Origin of the sequence: Bartonella sp. HY761 (assembly GCF_026743145.1) — a bacterium.
GTDB lineage: Bacteria > Pseudomonadota > Alphaproteobacteria > Rhizobiales > Rhizobiaceae > HY038.
In genome coordinates, this window is sequence record NZ_CP104887.1 from 2,769,805 (window position 1) to 2,787,560 (window position 17,756).

Annotated in this window: 18 protein-coding genes; 10 read left to right on the forward strand and 8 right to left on the reverse strand. The window is 41.6% G+C overall.

Annotated features, from left to right (window positions below):
* Window positions 1–220 precede the first annotated feature (220 nt).
* Complete coding sequence (locus N6A79_RS11970; protein WP_182417856.1) at window positions 221–484, reverse strand: accessory factor UbiK family protein; 264 nt, start codon at window positions 482–484, stop codon at window positions 221–223.
* A gap of 277 nt (window positions 485–761) precedes the next feature.
* Here N6A79_RS11970 and lgt point away from each other — a divergent pair, with 277 nt between their 5' ends.
* The 6 genes from lgt (at window position 762) to N6A79_RS12000 (ending at window position 5,954) form a co-directional block, all read left to right on the forward strand.
* The gene (gene lgt / locus N6A79_RS11975) at window positions 762–1,667 is read left to right on the forward strand and encodes a prolipoprotein diacylglyceryl transferase (RefSeq protein WP_262078812.1); all 906 of its coding nucleotides are present in this window, start codon (window positions 762–764) and stop codon (window positions 1,665–1,667) included.
* 2 nt (window positions 1,668–1,669) lie between these two features.
* Window positions 1,670–2,806 (forward strand): class I SAM-dependent methyltransferase, encoded by a 1,137-nt coding sequence (locus tag N6A79_RS11980; RefSeq protein WP_268546119.1) that lies wholly within the window; start codon window positions 1,670–1,672, stop codon window positions 2,804–2,806.
* 31 nt (window positions 2,807–2,837) lie between these two features.
* Window positions 2,838–3,623, forward strand: coding sequence for a peptidoglycan editing factor PgeF (gene pgeF / locus N6A79_RS11985; protein ID WP_262078814.1), 786 nt, complete (start codon window positions 2,838–2,840; stop codon window positions 3,621–3,623).
* A 2-nt stretch (window positions 3,624–3,625) separates the two neighbouring features.
* Complete coding sequence (locus N6A79_RS11990; protein ID WP_268546120.1) at window positions 3,626–4,777, forward strand: M24 family metallopeptidase; 1,152 nt, start codon at window positions 3,626–3,628, stop codon at window positions 4,775–4,777.
* A gap of 301 nt (window positions 4,778–5,078) precedes the next feature.
* Window positions 5,079–5,561, forward strand: a complete 483-nt coding sequence (locus N6A79_RS11995; protein ID WP_182417860.1) for a hypothetical protein — start codon at window positions 5,079–5,081, stop codon at window positions 5,559–5,561.
* A gap of 54 nt (window positions 5,562–5,615) precedes the next feature.
* The gene (locus N6A79_RS12000) at window positions 5,616–5,954 is read left to right on the forward strand and encodes a tRNA-binding protein (RefSeq protein ID WP_268547590.1); all 339 of its coding nucleotides are present in this window, start codon (window positions 5,616–5,618) and stop codon (window positions 5,952–5,954) included.
* A gap of 87 nt (window positions 5,955–6,041) precedes the next feature.
* Here N6A79_RS12000 and N6A79_RS12005 read toward each other — a convergent pair whose 3' ends face one another.
* Window positions 6,042–6,989 (reverse strand): 2-dehydropantoate 2-reductase, encoded by a 948-nt coding sequence (locus tag N6A79_RS12005; RefSeq protein ID WP_268546121.1) that lies wholly within the window; start codon window positions 6,987–6,989, stop codon window positions 6,042–6,044.
* A gap of 367 nt (window positions 6,990–7,356) precedes the next feature.
* Between N6A79_RS12005 and hisD the strand changes: the two genes are divergently transcribed.
* From hisD to N6A79_RS12025, 4 genes are all read left to right on the forward strand, one after another.
* The gene (hisD, locus tag N6A79_RS12010; RefSeq protein WP_268546122.1) at window positions 7,357–8,649 is read left to right on the forward strand and encodes a histidinol dehydrogenase; all 1,293 of its coding nucleotides are present in this window, start codon (window positions 7,357–7,359) and stop codon (window positions 8,647–8,649) included.
* Between the two features lie 54 nt (window positions 8,650–8,703).
* Entirely contained in the window at window positions 8,704–9,186 is a 483-nt protein-coding gene (locus N6A79_RS12015) for a UPF0262 family protein (RefSeq protein ID WP_268546123.1), read from the forward strand.
* Between the two features lies 1 nt (window position 9,187).
* Window positions 9,188–9,637: an arsenate-mycothiol transferase ArsC gene (locus tag N6A79_RS12020; protein ID WP_262078820.1), complete on the forward strand. Its 450-nt coding sequence runs from the start codon at window positions 9,188–9,190 to the stop codon at window positions 9,635–9,637.
* Between the two features lie 101 nt (window positions 9,638–9,738).
* A complete protein-coding gene (locus N6A79_RS12025) occupies window positions 9,739–11,319 on the forward strand; it encodes a hypothetical protein (RefSeq protein ID WP_268546124.1) in 1,581 nt (526 codons plus the stop codon).
* 157 nt (window positions 11,320–11,476) lie between these two features.
* Here the strand turns inward: N6A79_RS12025 and N6A79_RS12030 are convergent, their stop codons facing one another.
* The 6 genes from N6A79_RS12030 to N6A79_RS12055 form a co-directional block, all read right to left on the reverse strand.
* Complete coding sequence (locus N6A79_RS12030) at window positions 11,477–11,929, reverse strand: hypothetical protein (protein ID WP_268546125.1); 453 nt, start codon at window positions 11,927–11,929, stop codon at window positions 11,477–11,479.
* 217 nt (window positions 11,930–12,146) lie between these two features.
* Window positions 12,147–12,554, reverse strand: a complete 408-nt coding sequence (locus N6A79_RS12035) for a F0F1 ATP synthase subunit epsilon (RefSeq protein ID WP_182417868.1) — start codon at window positions 12,552–12,554, stop codon at window positions 12,147–12,149.
* A 217-nt stretch (window positions 12,555–12,771) separates the two neighbouring features.
* Window positions 12,772–14,217, reverse strand: a complete 1,446-nt coding sequence (gene atpD, locus N6A79_RS12040) for a F0F1 ATP synthase subunit beta (protein WP_182417869.1) — start codon at window positions 14,215–14,217, stop codon at window positions 12,772–12,774.
* Between the two features lie 161 nt (window positions 14,218–14,378).
* Window positions 14,379–15,260 (reverse strand): F0F1 ATP synthase subunit gamma, encoded by an 882-nt coding sequence (locus tag N6A79_RS12045; protein WP_182417870.1) that lies wholly within the window; start codon window positions 15,258–15,260, stop codon window positions 14,379–14,381.
* An 18-nt stretch (window positions 15,261–15,278) separates the two neighbouring features.
* Window positions 15,279–16,808, reverse strand: a complete 1,530-nt coding sequence (atpA, locus tag N6A79_RS12050; protein ID WP_182417871.1) for a F0F1 ATP synthase subunit alpha — start codon at window positions 16,806–16,808, stop codon at window positions 15,279–15,281.
* Entirely contained in the window at window positions 16,808–17,383 is a 576-nt protein-coding gene (locus tag N6A79_RS12055; protein ID WP_262078825.1) for a F0F1 ATP synthase subunit delta, read from the reverse strand. The genes atpA and N6A79_RS12055 overlap by 1 nt, the downstream gene beginning before the upstream one ends.
* Between the last annotated feature and the right edge of the window lie 373 nt (window positions 17,384–17,756).

Consider the following 17,756-nt stretch of genomic DNA (forward strand, 5'->3'; position numbering starts at 1 on the left):
TGAATGACCCTTATACGAATCAACAAGTGTTTTCAGTGTATTGATTGGCGTTGTAAGTGCTAGTCCCCCGATTCAAAAAAGCTGTGGTTAAAAAAAACAAAGGCCGGAAAAAATTTTTCCGGCCAAGCTAAGAGATTCTGATAATATAGCTTTTTGACTTTTCAACAGGCGTTAAAAAAATGGGGATTACTTTTTAACTTTACGTTTTATTAATCGCTTTTTAAGCTTTATTAGCCAAATCCAGTTTTTCTTCCAGAATTTTTACCCGTTTTTGCAATGCTTCATTCGCATCAAGTGCTTTAACGGCAAGCGCCTTTACTACTTCGAATTCTTCCTTACTGACAAGATCAAGCTTATTGACAGCACGCTCAGCTTGGGCGCGAAATGCGGTTTCTACTTCTTGGCGCACGCCTTGTGCAGCACCAGCTGCATCAGTTGCAAGCTTTGCCAAATCATCAAAAATACGGTTAGATCCGTTGCTCATATTATTTATTCCTCTTTTCATTGACATATTTTAAACAATATAAGGATCACACCTTAAATTGTGCAGCTCACCCTCTCATATAGGGTGAAATGTTAAGTTGGTAGGTTTAATTTAATACAGGCAAAAAAAAATAAAAGCACTTTCTCGTAAAAACGAATATTTTGGGTATTTCTGGTAGGATTTTTAAATTTGACAGATGTGTCGAAAAGTTTATTTTCTAGCCAAATGTTTTTCATCTTGGTGACGTCGAACCACCATGCATATACAGGGTAATTAAATGGGTAGTATTCTTTCTTTTAGCGCTTTGGCATTTCCCAATATTGATCCTGTAATCATCCATCTTGGTCCTTTTGAGCCTCGTTGGTATGGCCTTGGTTATGTTGTCGGCATTCTTTTTGCATGGTGGTATGGTACATTTCTCTTGCGCCGCCCACAATTATGGAAAAATAACCAACCGCCAATGGAACCAAACAAGCTTGATGATTTTGTTATTTGGGCAGTACTAGGTGTCGTTGTTGGTGGTCGCTTAGGTGAAGTATTATTTTACCGCCCTGATTTTTATTTTGCTAATCCCGGTAAAATCATCGCCGTTTGGGATGGCGGCATGTCATTTCATGGTGGTTTTATTGGCATGGCACTTGCCATGGTATTTTTTGCACTTAAAAACAAAATTAATACATTTTCAATGTTTGATACCATTGCCGCCGGTGTGCCGGTTGGCCTTGGTGTTGTGCGCGTTTGTAACTTTATAAATAATGAATTATGGGGACGCGAAGCCTTTACTATTCCTTGGGCTGTATTATTTCCTGGAGAAGCAGGCGGCATTCCGCGTCATCCAAGCCAAATTTATGAAGCGCTTACCGAAGGACTGTTACTGTTTATTGTGCTAGCAATCATCATTTTTGCGTTCAAAGCCTTGAAAAAACCGGGCCTTGTTAGCGGTACATTTGTTATGGGCTATGGACTTGCCCGTATTTTTGTTGAGTTTTTCCGCGAGCCGAGTGGCAGTTTTTTCGCCCTTGGTTGGCCTAATCGCGACACAGCTATTCATTTATTAAATGCCGATGCAAATGGCGACTGGCTCACCATGGGCATGCTATTATCACTACCAATGGTTGGCGTTGGTTTGTGCATGATTATCTATGCTTTGATCAGCAATAAAGCAACCGCACAACAAGTTTAATAATGATGATGACATCAGCAAACATTAATAGTTTAAAGGAAAAGCTTATTGTAACCATCCAAGAGCATGGTCCTTTAAGCATTAGCCAATTCATGACATTTTGTTTGGCTGATCCACAATATGGCTATTATAAAACTGCTGATCCCTTCGGCCGTGATGGTGATTTTATCACCGCACCCGAAGTAAGCCAGATGTTTGGAGAAATGCTCGGTGTTTGGGTTGTTTTATCATGGCGTGCGATGGGGGAACCTGCTGATTTTAGCTTATGTGAAATGGGTCCTGGTCGCGGTACCTTAATGGACGATGTTTTGCGCACCATTAAAAAGCTAGATTTGAACTGTTTTAACGCGGCGAAAGTTTTTCTTATTGAAACTAGCCCGAAATTGCGAGAAAAGCAAAAACAACGTCTTGCCAGCCATAATAGCAATATTACATGGATTGATCATTTTAGCTTACTACCGGCGATGCCGGTTATTTTGCTTGCCAATGAATTATTTGACTGTTTGCCGATCTATCAATATTTTTTTGATGGTCAAAATTGGCGAGAAAGAATGGTTGGTGTTTCGCCTGACAGCAAGAATGAAATGGCTCTTATTTTTGGTTTGGGCTCAATTATTTCACCACCAGCCTTACCCTATGCCCTACCAATTATAAAAGAAGGTGATATTATCGAGGTGTCGCCAGCGCGTGAAAGCCTGATGGATGAAATAGCCAGCCATATTGTGCAATATCGCGGTGCTGCCTTGATTATTGATTATGGTGCTATTGAGCCAAAACCGGCTGACACATTGCAAGCCATGTCAAAACATCAATTTAGTGATCCTCTTGCAAGCCCTGGAAAAGATGATTTAACATCACATGTGGATTTTGCCGCCCTTAACCAACGCGCGCAGCTAATGCATTGTCAAACCTATATGACCACTCAAGGCGAATTTTTATTGTCCTTAGGGCTAATTGAGCGAGCGCAAACTCTTGGGCAAGGTCGCGACAGCCTATTTCAAGAGAAAATCCGCAATGATGTTGAGCGGCTCGCAGGTGATGATAAAATTAGTGGGAAAATAGGTGGGAAAATGGGCGGGCTCTTTAAAGTATTATGTGTAAGTGATAAAAATACCCCTATAATACCCTTTGATCAGTAATTCTAAAACAGTTAAAAGGCGGAAAAACAGCATGAATAATAAGCCTATGCCGATTATAAACACCGCTTTTAACGATCATTGCGGCGCGCAGATACAACATGGCTTTTTTACCCGTCAAGGCGGCGTATCAAGTGGCATTTATGAGAGCCTTAACCTTGGTCAAGGCTCTGATGACGAGCCCAATTTGGTGCTTGAGAACCGCAATCGTGTGGCTGCAAATTTTCATATTACTAGCGACAAGCTTTTGACTTGCTATCAGGTGCATTCATGCGATGTCGTAACAGTGACAGCGCCTTTTTCGAGTGAGCGTCCAAAGGCTGATGCCATGGTAACCAATGTGCCGGGGCTTGCGCTTGGCATCTTAACTGCCGATTGCGGACCTTTATTATTTGCGGATAGTAAGGGTGGAATTATTGGTGCAGCCCATGCGGGTTGGCGCGGTGCGCTTTATGGTATTATTGATAATACCATAGCCGCCATGGAAGCCCTTGGTAGTAAGCGCGAAGACATAGCGGTTGCGGTTGGCCCCTGCATTGGCCCCAATAATTATGAAGTTGGCGCAGAGTTTTTGCATAGCTTTCTTGACCTTGATGCTAATAATATGGTTTACTTTCGACCATCGAACCGCGCTGACCACTATTTTTTCAATTTGTGGGCATTTTTAACTGTCCGTTTGCGCCGTAATAAAGTGAAGGATTATGCACTTAACCTGTGCACCTATGCTGATCAGGCACGTTTTTTTTCATATCGTCGTAAAACCCATCAAAATGAGATGGATTATGGTCGGCAAATTTCAGCGATTATGCTAGGGGAATAAGAATGGGTTTATATTTTTCTACTGAAGAATTTAAAAAGCGTGAAGCCCGCCTAATCGAAAAAATGACGATTGATAAACTTGATGCCGTGGTACTTTTTTCACAAGAAAGTCTTTACTGGTTGACGGGCTTTGATACATTTGGCTTTTGTTTCTTTCAATGCCTTATTGTTAAAGCTAATGGTGAAAAAGTATTATTAACGCGTTTACCAGATTTGCGCCAAGCACAAGAAACATCAACAATCAAAAATATTGTTATTTGGCGTGACCGTGAAAACGCCAATCCCGCCTTTGATTTACGCAATCTTTTAAACGATATGGAGCTTTTGGGTTGTCGTATTGGTTTGGAATATCGCTCCTATGGTCTTGATGGTGCAAGTTGCCGCCTTGTTGACGAGCAATTGACCAGCTTTGCCAAAATTGTTGATATTTCTGGTTTGATTGACCATCTACGCTTAATAAAAAGCCAAGAAGAGATTACCTACATTAAAAAAGCTGCGCAATTATCCGATGATGTGCTTGATGCGGCTTTACCCAAAATTCAAGCAGGCAGCGATGAAGGTGATATTTTAGCTGCTATGATTAGCGCTAATTTTATTGGTGGCGGTGATTTTCCCGCCAATGATTATATTATTGGTTCAGGTAAGGATGCGCTTTTATGTCGTTCCAAAACCGGTAGACGCAAGCTTGATGACAATGACCAATTAACCCTTGAATGGGCCGGAGCCTATCGCCACTACCATGCTCCGATGTTGCGCACTATATTGATCGGCACTCCAACACCGCGCCATCACCAGCTTTATGATGCAGCATTTGAAGCCATTTTAGCTATTCAAACGGCAATGAAACCAGGGGCAATATTTTCCGGTATTTTTGATACATTTACTGCCGTTATGGAAAAGCATGACTTAACGCGCCATCGTTTGAGTTCTTGTGGCTATTCCATTGGTGCCCGCTTTGCACCAACATGGATGGAAATGGAACATTTTGAAGCAGAAAGCCCGTTTGAAATTGCACCCGACATGACGCTTTTTGCCCATGCCATGCTTTTTGATTCAGATAGTGGTACAGCAATGACTCTAGGCGCTTCTTATCTTATTGATGAAGAAGGTGCAAAGCCGCTGTCACGCCACACGTTAAATCCAATTTTGCGTTAAACCGTTAAACGCCTAAAGCAGTTTGAACCGCTTTAGGCGTTTTGCCAGCTTTTAAATAAAATCTTTGATGATTACTCGCAATACATCACCGGCAAAATTATTGCTGTTTTATAAAATATCAAAATATATTACGATATATTGAGTTTAAATAAATTGAGTATTTCCAAGCTCTCATATATGCAGATAATTTTGCAATTAATATTTATTGCAAAAAATTCATGCATAAAGCAAAAATATCGCTTTTTTTATTGTAAATTGCGTTTAAAATAATTTCATGATTTCTCGAAATGTTGAAAATTTGATGAAAAACAAAATTTTTACTATTTTTTCTATATTTACTGTTTTAATTTTGACAGGATGTCAGCATCTAGGACTTGGCAGCAAAACTGCTTCAAGTCCTGCCTTTGGTATTATTTCCCTTGATAATGCAACCGTTGCTGCGGCCAAACAACTCAGCGATGCCTTCATTGATGAAGGTGATGAGCAAAAAATCAAAATTTACCGCGGCATGCCTGATAAAGCGCAATATTATATTAAGGGCTACTTCTCGGTTATAGTTGATGAAAGCCCTGACGAAAATATGGTTCTTTATGTCTTCGATATTGTCGATAAGGATGGATCACGACTACACCGCATTGAAGGAAAATATGTGCTAAATCGTGTATTGGTACCGGCGCGTGATGGCTTTTGGGCAAGTATCACCAAAGACGGATATGACGCAATTGCAACGGAAACCATTCGTCAGATTGGTATATGGGTTGCAACCAATCGCGGCAATCTGTGATGGTTTTGTCTCGCAAGTGAAGCTATTATGCTCAATTTCATTTTGACCTAGGAGATAAAAGTGATCGATTTTGCAGATTTTGAAAAAGTTGATATCCGTGTTGGCAAGATAATTGAAGCTGAGACTTTTCCGCAAGCACGAAAGCCTGCTTATAAATTGCTGATTGATTTTGGCGCTGACATTGGCCTTAAAAAATCATCGGCACAAATTACCAATCATTATCAGCTTGATGATCTTGTTGGAAAGTTGGTTTTAGCGGTGGTCAATTTTCCGCCACGCCAGATTGGCCCTTTTATGTCTGAAGTGCTAACGCTTGGACTTCCCGATGAAAAAGGCGATGTTGTGTTGCTAACTCCCGATAAAATGGTACCACTTGGTGGACGCATGTTTTAAAGGCATTACTTTATTCTGGTTTTACCTTGATAGACTGACAAAACCAGAATGTAATAATAAGCAAAAGAAAGCTATAACAACTAAATATTAACGTGGACTAGTTTCACGTTTTTTACGCTCTTCATATGCTTTGACATGGCTATAGGCGAGCTCAAGAATTGGATGCTTTATATTTGCAGCCTCAGCGCGGTGTAAAAGGTCGCCTAAAATATGATCACCCTCAACACGATTGCCCTGTTCTATATCGCGTAACATTGAAGATGTGCCAACTGATTGATCATCGAGCAAAAAATGCTTTATAGCATCAAAAGCATCTGCATTAACCGCAAATCCATAATGGGCGGCAATTTCCGCATTGGTTATGATATAGCGCGACATGGCTTCACGCCCGCCATGAGCGCGATTAATATCGCCAAGGCTTGCACGCATTAGGCAAGTCATGCCGGCAAAAGCCGATAGCTGCACCCATTTATTCCACATTCTTTGTAAAATATCAGGAACGGCTGAAACTTGTAATCCTTTAGCACCATTAAAAGCACTATCCAGCATTTCAGTGCGTTCACTCAAACCGCCATCTTGCTCACCAAAAACCAATGTTGCTGTATTATTAAGGTGGTGAATAACACCATCTTGCCCAAGCGTTGCCTGAATAATAACTGAACCACCAAGAACATTGGCCTTGCCAAAAATCTCATTCAGTCTATCCATATGCGCCATACCATTTAAAAACGGAACAAGCGATGCCCCCTCCCCCATAGCCGGAGCAATAGCGGCGATAGCGTCATCAAGATCATAGGCTTTACAGGTTAAAAATATGAAATCATAATTTGGCTGCAACTCGCTAGCAAGTATGGTTTTTGCATTGATAATTGCATTGCCTGCAGGACTTGCAATGACAAGCCCGTTTTGTTCAATATTAGCTTGTCGCTTTTCACGAACCAAAAAAGTAACATCGCCGCCAATTTCGGCAAGACGCCCGCCATAATAGCCCCCAATTCCGCCAGCACCTAAAACCAGTATTCTTGGTCGTTCCATACCACCCTCCAATAAAAAGCTAACTAATTTATTTATATAATAGACTTAACCGCAAAATCATTGGCTTTGCCGAAAAATATTCTGAACAATATCTAAAGCATTTTTTTAAAAAAATAGAAAATCACATTTACTTATAGCACTTGCCGTTTAATAATTCGTACAATTTATAGAGCTAATAATGTGAATGGAAATGGATTTGATTTGCCAGCCTTTATTCAACGCTTAATAAATCTTAGCCTAAACATTTATTCTCACCCCTTGCGCTTTTGTCGATATTAAGGCAATTTCACCTAGAGTATAATTTAAGTGTCGCAAATAATGCGCAGCAAAGGCATTGCTATTGCCTTTATGCATGGGTAGGATAAAAATGGTTCTTGTTCTTCGTCAACAAAACAATGATTTTGAAGCAAAATTTAAACAATTTCTCGGCTCTAAAAGAGAAGTCTCCCAAGATGTTGACGATGTTGTGCGTGCTGTTATCCATCATGTGCGCGAAAATGGTGACGAAGCCCTAATTGAATATTCCCTGCAATTTGATCGCATTGACCTTCGCGAAACGGGCATTGCGATAAGCCAACAGGATATTGAAACTGCTGCTGCAAGTATTGATAGTGACACAATGGCAGCGTTGCAACTTGCCCATGACCGCATCAAGGCCTATCATCAACACCAATTGCCACTGGACAAAAAATTTAGCGATGATTTGGGAATTGAACTGGGTTGGCGGTGGACAGCGGTTGAATCTGTTGGGCTTTACGTACCAGGTGGCACGGCAAGCTATCCAAGCTCGGTATTGATGAATGCCGTTCCTGCAAAAGTTGCGGGTGTAGAGCGCCTTGTCATGGTGGTACCAACCCCTGATGGCAAAATTAACCCCTTGGTGCTTGCCGCTGCAAAACTTGCCGGCGTTGATGAAATTTATCGCATTGGCGGCGCACAAGCGATTGCTGCCCTTGCCTATGGTACACAAACCATTGCACCTGTTGCCAAGATTGTTGGGCCCGGCAATGCCTATGTAGCCGCAGCAAAGCGCCAAGTATTTGGCATTGTTGGCATTGATATGATTGCTGGCCCTTCTGAAATTTTGGTACTAGCGGACAAAAATAATAATGCTGATTGGATTGCAGCTGACCTATTAGCGCAAGCTGAGCATGATGTTGCAGCTCAATCAGTACTTATCACCAATGATGAGGCTTTTGCTAAAGAAGTTGAAAAAGCGGTTGAAGCGCAACTCAAAATACGCAAACGCGCAAAAATAGCCGAGCAGAGTTGGCGTGATTTTGGTGCAATTATTTTGGTTGATAATTTTCAAAATGCAATGCCATTGGTTAATCGCTTTGCGGCAGAACATCTGGAACTTGCCGTACAAGACCCAGATGCTTTATTGCCAATGATACGCAATGCTGGCGCAATTTTTCTTGGCAGTTACACGCCTGAAGTTATTGGTGATTATGTTGGCGGTTCAAACCATGTTTTACCAACGGCGCGTTCTGCTCGTTTTTCTTCTCCGCTTTCGGTTTTTGATTTTATGAAACGTAGTTCAGTGATGAAATTAAATGCCGAACAGTTGCGCGTGCTTGGACCTGCCGCCATTCGCATTGCTGAAGAAGAAGGGTTAGACGGCCATGCTTATTCGGTGGCAGTGCGGTTAAATCTTTAAAATTTTACGAAGCCATATTGACGCTTACGCAAAAGACTTTAAGGTTAGAACTCAATGAGTGAATTTAATGAAAATGCGCGGTTGATTGGTATTGAATTTGACGAGACCATAGGCCGCTCCACTCCAGAGGTTGAACATGAGCGCGAAGTAGCCGTTTTCGATCTTATTGAGGAAAACCAGTTTTTTCCCTCTGGCGATGATATTGGCGGGCCCTATAATCTTAAACTGTCCTTAATTGAAAAACGCCTTGTCTTTGACATTTCACGCAGTGACGGAACATGGGTTACCACCCATATTTTGTCACTCACACCATTTAGGCGTGTAGTCAAAGACTATTTTTTAATATGTGAATCCTATTATGAAGCCATACGCCTTGCCGCACCGAGCAAGATTGAAGCGATTGATATGGGGCGGCGCGGCTTGCATAATGAAGGATCACAAACCCTGCTAGATCGGTTAAGCGGTAAAATAGATATGGATTTTAAAACCGCTCGCCGACTTTTTACACTTTTATGCGTTTTACATTGGCGGGGTTGATATGGATCATTTTTTACCAAAAGTATCACAACCAAGCTCGGTGCTTTTTGTATGCGGCATGAATTCCATCCGCTCGCCTATCGCAGAAGCTTTAATGCATCATCTTTTCCCTAAAATTTATGTCGCATCAGCCGGCGTTAATCGCGGTGAACGCGATCCATTTGCATCAGCCATTATAGCCGAAGAAGGTCTATCTCTTGATAGCCATAACCCACGCGGATTGGAAGATTTATCCGATGGTTTCTTTGACCTTATCATTACGCTAACGCCGCAGGCTCACCATGCGGTATTAGAAGAAATGCGCTCTTTTTCAGTCGATGTTGAATATTGGCCAATGCCTGATCCTGCTTTAGCAACGGGCTCACGCGAGCAAATCTTAGATGCCTATCGCAGCGTGCGTGAAGTTTTAAAAAAGCGTATTTTAGAACGTTTTAGCTCTATGAGCGAATGAAATAATAAAAAGCATATATTTAAGCCTATTTTACCGACATGATGTAAATCAATATAAAGCATATTCTTATTTTCATGATGAAAATTTGTGAGAAAAAAAAAATGGTTCAGCGTTTATTATGTTTTGTTTTATTATTCTTAACAGCAACAGTTCCTGCAAAAGCGTTAGATCATTTTATCTATGCTGCAGATATTGATGATTATGTTGTTGTGCTCGAACTTTACCGCTTTTCTGACAATTCCTTCATTGGCCGTATGAGAACGGATGGCGATATATGGGCATTAGAAGGTAATACTGACAAGGCCAATCAATCAGCTCTTTCAGATATCGGTCTTGGCAGTGGTTATGCGACATGGCAGTTTAGCCAACTTCCTGACGGTAATATAGACGCAAAACGCAAATATTTTTTTAAAGATGAAATTATCGATATTGTATTTAGGCTAGTTGCAAAAGAAGCAAGAGCGGACATTAATCGCAAAGATTTCATTAAACTGCTAAAGCAAAATGGTTTTAAATATTTCGACGAATTGTCAGATAAATACCAAGTGATTTTGGCGAAGTTTGATTATGATGAACGGATTATTTATAAAGGAACTATCGGTTACTCACCGATTATTATGGAACTGTCATTTAGACCTGATAAAGTCGTAAGGGGACGCTATTTTTACGAAAAGTCAGGCATTGATATTCCAATAAAGGGAACGATAGCAAGCATCGCTGAGCCCTATCCGTTAAAGGACTATCCATATCAAAAATTTGATGAATATTTTGCTGATGGTCCAGTTTTCGTGCGACCAAAAGGGCGCTTTATAGGCGTGTTTGATGAAAAAAAATATTCGGGCATTTGGGAATTCGACTACAAAAAGATGGCGACCAAATTTGAGCTTGAGGAAGTAGATCGCTATTCGGGAGGATATTATTACTCTTCATCTAATGGCGAATTCTCACCTTATGATACGCTCAAGCTTCAAGGGCACGTTAAAGAAACTGGAAAAATACGCCAACAAAATGGAATAAGTTGGCAATATGTCAAAGATCCGCGAAACAATATTACGTTTTTCAAATTGGTAGATTTTCCTAATAACGCCATTAAAAATAGTGTCAATCAACAGCTCCAAGACCAATTTTGGCAACTATCACAAAGTGCATTTGAATGTCTTTCTAGCCAATATTATGAAGTAGCGCCTTGGGCTGGACGGACAGGCTTTGAATTCCAAAAGGTTGATGTCATATATGCATCAAAAAATTTGTTGGTGTATGAACAATCAATCGATGCCTATTGCGGCGGTGCACACCCAACAATTTTTACACAACAGACAGCTATTGTTATGACTTTGGGACGCGAGCTAGATTGGCAAAAAATCTTTAATTTTGCGAAAATTTACGGCGACAAGACAGATAACTCATACAATTTGCCAACTAGAGAGAATTTTTTAAAATTTCTTAAAAACCAACATATTAAAAATCGAAAGCAAAAAGATTGGGTGGAGTGGGATGAATGCGCAGATTTTATGGCGGATTATCTTACATTTTTTTATGCGGATAATCGTTCCATCGCCTTTGGTAACAAGTCCATTTCCACGGCGGATCGCAATTGTGAAGGACCGATTATGCGTGTGGAGATTGATGAGCTCACACCATATTTACAAAAAGGCGCGAGAGAACTTTTAACCAAAAACTAAACACGAGCCTTCCATTTATAATAATATTGCTATTTTACCCATTTATCGATTTTTTGGGAATAATCAAATTTTACAAATTGAAGCGCTGTGGTGTTTTTATATCAGCATATCTTTTAGGGCGCTTACTCTTTGAAAGTTACTATGAAATTCCAAAATTTTACATAAACTTCGCGTCAAGCTTTTTTACATGACCATTTAGGTTAACTAGATATTCTACACCATCAAAATCTTTTATATATACCTTATTAAAGGCGATAATTTTATACTCCAATATTACATCATAGTGATCATATTCATAAAGCTTTGACCAATCAGCTAACGAACGCCACATTATCGATAACTCAGTTACTAAAATAGCCATTTCATCATTCACAATGAAAATGGCCCGCATTTCGTTTTCTTCATCATACTCCATTACCACCCGCTTATTTTGGATTTTTGCGAGCCGAGTGCAGAACCAACAATAAAGTGTATGTTCATCAACAATTGTAAGACTTGCCGGATATATTGGCCGTTTGAATATGTGTATAAGCTTATCATTGATATATAAATGAATATCGTCGTCTTTTTCATTTAACCAATATTTGGTTTGCCCGATAATATACAGCATGGCATCTCCGAATTATTAATTAACACCATTTAACCTTATTTGTGATACCCCCCTCAATTGTGCGATTCAACCTCAATATTGCATTGACTGGTGTAAAACTAAATCTACCGAAAGCACGACATTTTCGGCAATAAAAAAACAACGAAAGAGGCAATCTTTCGTTGTTTAAAAAATTCGTAATTCGACAACCAAAACTGCCGTATCAACAGCACTTTGCTTAAGCCATAGTAAGAACGCCGCGCACGGTGGTTAACTCATATAAGAAATCTTCAGCGCGGTTACGGTGATCATCATTGGTAGCACCATCAAGTTCAGCCTTGGCAGCAGCGATACGCTCTTCAAGCTCCGCTGGATCAAAAGCTTCCAAAGGATGAGCAGCTTCTGCTAAAATTGCGCAAGATTGCGGGGTAATATCGGCAAAACCGCCAAATACCACAAAAGCCTTTTCGTCCTTGCCAGCAATTTTTACACGTACAACGCCGGGCATGAGACGGGTCATTGTTGGCGCATGATTGGCCATTACTGTCAAATAACCTTCACTGCCAGGAAGCTGAACTTCAAGCGCTTGTTCTGAAAGAAGAAGCTTTTCAGGTGCAACGAGTTCAAATTGAAAGGTATCGGCCATGTTCATTTGCTTTCAATCATTAGAGCATAGAATCCCTTCAAAAAATGAGGTGAATAGCTATGCAACAAAACAAAGAGATATAAAATAATTATATTCAGCTTGCGCTGATAATATTTTGGGAAATTACCTTGGAACAACAGTACCCTTAAATAATTAAACCAAAATCAGTCGAACTAAGCGCTGTTATAAACAATATCTATAACAGCGCCAATATTTATTAAGCAGCCTCGGCAGCAAGACGCTGAGCTTTTTCGATTGCTTCTTCAATAGAACCAACCATGTAGAAAGCTTGCTCTGGAAGGTGATCGTAATCACCTGCGCAAAGACCCTTAAACCCTTTAATCGTGTCTTCAAGAGCAACCAACTTACCTGGTGAACCAGTAAATACTTCAGCTACGTGGAATGGCTGTGACAAGAAGCGTTCAATCTTACGTGCACGAGCAACAGTCAGCTTATCTTCTTCTGATAGCTCATCCATACCAAGAATTGCGATAATATCTTGCAATGACTTATAACGCTGCAAAATGGTCTGCACTTGACGGGCAATTTCATAATGCTCTTCACCAACTACGAGTGGGTCAAGCATACGGCTTGATGAATCAAGTGGATCCACCGCAGGATAAATACCCTTTTCAGCAATGCTACGTGAAAGAACAGTTGTTGCATCCAAGTGAGCAAATGATGTTGCTGGTGCAGGATCGGTCAAGTCATCGGCAGGAACGTAAATAGCCTGCACTGAAGTAATCGAACCCTTATTAGTGGTTGTAATACGCTCTTGCAAAGCGCCCATTTCATTAGCAAGGGTTGGCTGATAACCAACAGCTGATGGAATACGGCCAAGAAGCGCTGACACTTCAGAACCTGCTTGTGTAAAGCGGAAAATATTATCTACGAAGAAAAGAACGTCCTGTCCAGCATCACGGAAATATTCAGCAACGGTTAGACCTGACAAAGCCACACGAGCACGGGCCCCAGGAGGCTCATTCATCTGACCGTAAACGAGGGCGCATTTTGAACCTTCCGCAGAACCATCATGTTCCTTAGGATCAACATTTACCTTACTGTCAATCATTTCGTAATAAAGATCGTTACCTTCACGCGTACGTTCACCAACACCGGCAAATACAGAATAACCACCATGGGCTTTCGCGATATTGTTGATGAGCTCCATGATGAGAACGGTTTTACCAACGCCCGCACCACCGAAAAGACCAATCTTACCACCCTTTGCATAAGGTGCGAGAAGATCAACAACCTTAATACCAGTGACGAGAATTTCAGATTCTGTTGATTGCTCAACATATTCTGGAGCTGGCTGGTGAATAGCGCGTGTTGCAGAGGCAACAATCGGACCGACTTCATCAACAGGCTCACCGATAACGTTCATGATACGACCTAACGTACCTTCACCAACTGGAACTGAAATCGGGGCGCCAGTGTCTGTTACTTCTTGACCGCGAACAAGACCTTCAGTCGAGTCCATAGCAATACAACGAACAGTATTTTCACCAAGATGCTGTGCAACTTCGAGAACAAGACGATTACCGAGATTTGTTGTTTCAATGGCGTTAAGAATGAGCGGTAGATGCTCATCGAACTGAACGTCAACGACAGCACCGATAATCTGCTTGACGCGACCGACATGACCTTTTGATGTATCCATCCTAAAGGATCCTTTACCTGTTATTGACGCAGCTGTTGCAGTTTCTGCCGCTGCATGGGTTAAATAGTATTGGGGCAATTATGCGGCATTGTTTAAAATGCTTCAAGGTTTTGCCCCTTTTGTTTCATTATTGTAAATGATAGCAGGAAATAAAACGCTTATTACAGCGCTTCAGCACCTGCGATAATTTCAATTAATTCTGTTGTAATCTGCGCCTGACGTTGGCGGTTATAGGTGATCGACAATCTGTTGATCATATCGCCAGCATTACGCGTTGCATTATCCATAGCGCTCATCTTAGCACCCATTTCACCGGCAGCATTTTCAAGCAATGCCCGAAATACCTGAACAGTTAAATTTCGTGGGATGAGTTCATCAAGAATAGATGCAGCATCTGGTTCATATTCATAAAGCGCGCCATTGACATCGGCATTATCTGCAACAACGTCACCTGCACTTGCTGGTATGAGTTGCAAACGGGTTGGCTCTTGATTTATAACCGACTTAAATTCGGAATAAAACAATGAACAAACGTCAAATCCACCATCATTAAACAAGTTGACAATCTTGTTGGAGATACGCTGTGCATGAGCAAAACCAACTTGTTTGGCATCACGCAAATCAACATGATCAATAATAAGCTTGCTAAAGTCACGCTTTAGAATATCTGCACCTTTCTTACCAACAGTAATCAGTTTCACCTGCTTACCATCTTGCAAAAGAGTGCGGATATATTCACGAGCATGACGCGCAATTTGCGAATTAAAGCCACCGCAAAGACCGCGCTCGGCTGTACAAACAACAACAAGATGTACTTGGTCATTGCCTGTGCCTGCCATTAAACGCGGCGCATCTTCAGGGCTTACATTAGCAGCGATATTGGCAAGAACAGATGCCATACGCTGAGAATATGGACGCGCAGCCTCAGCTGCCTCTTGGGCGCGACGCAATTTTGCAGCGGCGACCATTTGCATCGCCTTGGTAATTTTTTGCGTCGCCTTAACTGAGGCGATACGGTCTCTGAGATCTTTTAGCGAAGCCATTAAACCGTCCCGTCAGTGTTAAGCAAAGTTCTTTGCATAATTGCCAAGCAATTCGACAAGCTTGCCTTTAAGCTCATCAGTTACCTGCTTTTGATCGCGAATGCCTTCAAGGATATCCTTGTGCTCGGTACGAAGCAAGGCTAACAGACCTTGTTCAAATTTACCGACCTGATTAACAGCAAGCTTATCAAGATAGCCGTTCACACCAGCGAAGATCACACAAACTTGTTCTTCGGTTTTAAGCGGTGAGAATTGCGGCTGTTTCAAAAGCTCAGTCAAACGGGCACCACGGTTAAGCAAACGCTGAGTTGCCGCATCAAGATCCGAACCGAACTGCGCGAAGGCAGCCATTTCACGATACTGAGCAAGCTCACCCTTAATCGAACCTGCAACTTGTTTCATTGCCTTAATCTGCGCTGATGAACCAACGCGTGATACGGAAAGACCAACGTTAACAGCAGGGCGAATACCTTGATAGAACAAATTAGTTTCCAAGAAAATCTGACCATCGGTAATCGAAATCACATTGGTTGGAATATAGGCAGAAACGTCATTTGCTTGAGTTTCAATAACTGGCAACGCGGTTAATGAACCTGCGCCATTATCGTCGTTAAGCTTTGCAGCGCGTTCTAAAAGGCGTGAATGCAAATAGAAAACGTCACCTGGATAAGCTTCGCGGCCTGGCGGACGACGAAGAAGCAAGGACATTTGACGATAAGCAACAGCTTGCTTAGACAAATCATCATAAGCGATAAGAGCGTGCTTGCCATTATCACGGAAATACTCGCCCATTGCACAAGCTGCAAATGGAGCCAAATATTGCATTGGAGCTGGTTCAGAAGCGGTAGCTGCAACAACGATTGAATATTCAAGAGCGCCGCGTTCTTCCAAAACCTTCACAAATTGTGCAACGGTTGAACGTTTTTGACCAACAGCAACATAAATGCAATAAAGCTTGTCTTTTTCAGGACCAGCATCGTGCACTGACTTCTGGTTAAGGAAAGTATCAAGAATAATTGCAGTCTTACCAGTTTGACGATCGCCAATTACCAATTCGCGCTGACCGCGACCAACTGGGATAAGCGCATCAATGGCTTTAAGACCAGTTGACATTGGCTCATGAACAGACTTACGTGGAATGATACCAGGTGCTTTCACATCAACGCGGCGGCGTTCCTTTGCATTGATTGGACCTTTGCCATCAATTGGATTACCAAGTGCATCAACGACGCGGCCAAGCAATTCTGGGCCAACTGGCACATCCACAATCGACTTGGTACGGCGAACAGTGTCACCTTCACTGATATTACGGTCAGGTCCGAAAATAACGGCACCAACATTATCAGCTTCAAGATTGAGCGCCATACCACGGATACCACCGGGGAACTCAACCATTTCACCGGCCTGAACATTATCAAGACCATAAATACGGGCAATACCATCACCCACAGACAATACCTGACCAACTTCAGAAACTTCAGCCTCTTGGCCAAAATTCTTAATTTGCTCTTTTAGGATTTGCGATATTTCCGACGGTTTAATATCCATCAGCCGACCTCTTTCAGTGCAAGCTTGAGCGAAGACAATTTAGTGCGCAGCGATGTATCGATCTGTCGTGAACCTACGCGCACAACAAGACCGCCAAGAATAGCTGGATCCACAGTTACATTTAATGCAACATCTTTACCAACCACTTGACTAAGCGCTGCTTTCAACTCTTTTTCCTGTACGTCTGTTAACGCAAGGGCTGAGATTACCTCAGCAGAAACCTCACCACGCGCACGCGCAGCAAGAATATGAAAGCCTTTAATAATTTCAGGCAATTTATTTAAACGCCGATGATCGGCGATAACACGGAGAAAATTTCCAGTCAGCCCTTTTGGACCTGCACCATTAAGACCAGCCTTATTGGCGATACTATCAATAGCGGCAAGCTGTTGCTCTGCTGAAAATACCGGACTTTCAATCAAAGACTGTAGGTCATCATTTTTTGCAATAACTTGCGCAAAAGACGAAAGTTCTTTTTCCACAGCCTCGACACAGTTGGCTTCAGACGCAAGATCAAATAGGGACCCTGCATACCGCTGGGCAACTGATGAAATAAGCGAAGACGTTTCTGTCACGATTACTTGTCTCTTTCCCCAAGCATAGGCCCACCCTTAAAAAGGATTCGACCTTTCGGTTTCAATTAATTTCAGCACAATAGGCATTTTTTCAAAAATGGCAACACTGAAAGTTGAAGAGCATCTAGCATAGACATTCATGGCGTGCAACACCAAGCTGGAAGCCTTTTGCGCGGTTCCTTATGTTTTTCCACGTTTTTGCCATTATTTTTATGTGATATGGAAGACTTCTAATTTAAATAAAACTTGATTTAGCGCATAATCCCTTTGCTTACTATCAATCCGCAAGCAGGTGATTCCTCTCATTGCAGTTTTGCAAAATGCGGGATTAACCTAATTTATTTTTCTTACTAATTCCATGCAACTGTCTCTT